Source organism: Undibacterium sp. TC9W (assembly GCF_049339865.1).
Taxonomy (GTDB): Bacteria; Pseudomonadota; Gammaproteobacteria; order Burkholderiales; family Burkholderiaceae_D; genus Undibacterium.
Genome location: NZ_JBMPPJ010000052.1, coordinates 1 through 2,581 on the forward strand (window position 1 = coordinate 1; position 2,581 = coordinate 2,581).

General features: G+C 47.2%; 2 protein-coding genes. Both read left to right on the forward strand.

Annotation, left to right across the window (positions count from 1 at the left end; translation table 11 throughout):
• Nucleotides 1-1,528, forward strand: a 1,528-nt coding sequence (locus ACO0LN_RS30160; protein ID WP_422980428.1) for a beta strand repeat-containing protein, incomplete at its 5' end; no start/stop codon positions are given.
• 320 nt (nt 1,529-1,848) lie between these two features.
• Nucleotides 1,849-1,977 (forward strand): hypothetical protein, encoded by a 129-nt coding sequence (locus ACO0LN_RS30165; RefSeq protein WP_422980430.1) that lies wholly within the window; start codon nt 1,849-1,851, stop codon nt 1,975-1,977.
• The last annotated feature ends 604 nt before the right edge of the window (nt 1,978-2,581 follow it).

A 2,581-nucleotide genomic window follows, 5' to 3' on the forward strand; every position in this document is an offset into this window, starting at 1 on the left:
AACGTCTTCTTCCAATGCAACTGGTGGTGGCGTGAACAACACGACTGTCAGCAATGCAGTGTTCGTATCTGGCGGCGCAACAGTAACAACAGGTGTTGTTGGTACTAACCCAGTGAATGGTGGCGGTACAGCATTGAACCCAACAGCGCTGGTAGCTGGTCAAGTATTCAATAGCACATTGAACGTGAACGACAACTTCACAGGTTTGTCTGCAACTTTGAGTGGCACAACTGTCAACGGTAATGCTGGTGATACAGATGTCATCACTTTGAGCGATGCACTGACTGTTAATATCGGTAACGCTGGTACTGGTGGCACTATCACCAACATCAAGACACTGAACCTGGCTAACGGCGCTAACAACTTTGGTTTTGGCGCAGCTACCACTGGTATCACTACAGTGAACGGCGGTACAGGTGATGACACTGTTGACTTGACAGGTGCTGGTACTTCCTTCGCAGCTGGCAATGTGAATCTGGGTAGCGGTTCTAACACTCTGACACTGGGCGCACTGAACTACACGGGCACTTTCAGTGCAGGTTCAGGTGGTGATACATTGAAGGTAGTGAACTCAACTAATATTTCTGGTGCAAACGTGACTGGTTTTGAAGTACTCGACGTCGCCGCAGGTGGTGCTTCTGTGACGATGACCGCTGCGCAATACAACAGCGGCGCTGGAATCACTACAGCTACTGGTAACGATACAATTACATTAACAACTGCAGGTAGCATCATAGCTAGCACTCTGATTGAAAACTATGTTTTGGCAAACGGCACAAACGCGGTAACTTTTAATTCGGGAGCTGCTACTCAGACCTTTACTGGTGGCACAGGTAATGACACGTTCACTACTACCTTGTCCGGTCTGGCAAACAAAACCATCAATGCAGGTTTGGGTGCTGATACAGTAACAGTTACTAATGCCGTTAACATAGCATTCACCCTGGCAACGGCCGGCGCTGCCGGTGCCGCATTGAGTGGCGTTGACACAGTGAACTTCAATGCTGTGAACAACAATACAGTAACAATGTTCTCGGGTGCAGCAACCGTGAATACTGCTGGTGGTACTTTCATCCTGGGTTCTGGTGGCCAAACACTGACAGCAACTGGTGCAGTGACGGTAACTGGCGGTGCTGGCGCTGATACAATCACATTCTCTTCTGGTGCTGATACTATCATTGCTAGTGGCTCCACAATTGCTGCGATAGATACAGTGAATAACTTCAAACTTGCTGGTGCTGACGTGTTCAAGACGGGTACAGCGGCGACAAGTCTGAACTATCTGTACATTGCTACATCTGATGCCGCAGGTTTGGCGGCAGCACTGAGTACAGCGGCAGCCATTGCTGGGACGGCCCTGACGGCAAATACCCAGGCCTATCTGGTTACTGTCGGTTCTGGTGTCGCAGCGGGCACCTATGTTTTCCAAAATATTGGCAGCAACGTGGGAGCCGTGGATGCAACTGATTTTGTCGTTAAATTGACAGGCGCGACGGGCACTATTCTGGCTAGCGACTTTATTGTTTAGCTTGTCTAAGCGGTCAGTTTTGTGCGCCGCTAGCGGCCTTTGATGTACATGCGTGGACAAAACTTGGTGAGCGCCAATGTGCTCACCAAGGAAGCTTGTAGTGGCGGCAACTCTCTCAATTTCAATAGCAAATTGATTGCCGGAGAGGTAAGCCTGAGGAGTTCTTGCGATAAAGCTGAATTTGATCAATAGACTTAAAATCGCCAACCAGCTTTGCAGGGATGACAACCTAGCAAAAAAGCCTCATTCAACCAAGTTCACAGACTGGTATGACTAATTTCATTCTTCTGTAATCAGGCTCATATCCTTACACTTCAATCATGAATGAATCATTGACACCACCACTTGTAGATAAAGAGATCACCGTTGTCATTGCGGAGGACCATGCGCTGGTGCGCGATGGGCTAAAGATGCTGATCAGGGATATTCTTCCGCATTTGTGGACATAATTTTTCTGCTGGTCTGGAGAAAATAAAAACCTGTCAAGTTGGCGCAAGCAGCAAGACAGGTAATGACCAAAAAGCCTTTATGAAGTAATACGTGCGCAAATAAAAGATATCATCGCCCCTGAAAAACGCCATCTTTGTGATGGCGTTTTTTTGTCGAAAAATCTGTAAAGACTTCCTATTTGACCCGGTATCGCGAATGCCGTTGGATGGGCCATGTCATTGATAGTCAACTGTTCTGTTGACTCTTCAGAAAGGCCTTGGCTGGAAGCTTGTGGTTCGCTGTGTATGACTAATTTCACTCTTCACAGATCATTGTCAAATGCTTACCCTTGCCGATCGAAAGGAAACTGTGACCAGGCTGAATGAAGTTAGTGTTTTCATGAATTTATCTGAGATAGGTGAACACTCCAGCATGCATAGAAAGAAATAGAAAATTTCAGAAGTGAAAACCCTTCAGTAAATTTGTTAAAGGTCAAAAATGGCAAACACAGCAGCAGACATCCAAAAGCTTTACATCGCCTACTTCAACCGTCCTGCAGATCCAAATGGTCTGGCTTACTGGATGGCACAAGGCCTGACACTGAACCAAATCGCCGACAGCTTC

Excerpts from the sequence above, each read along its gene's own strand:
- ACO0LN_RS30165 (WP_422980430.1), top strand. The coding sequence starts at position 1,849 with ATGAATGAATCATTGACACCACCACTTGTAGATAAAGAGATCACCGTT.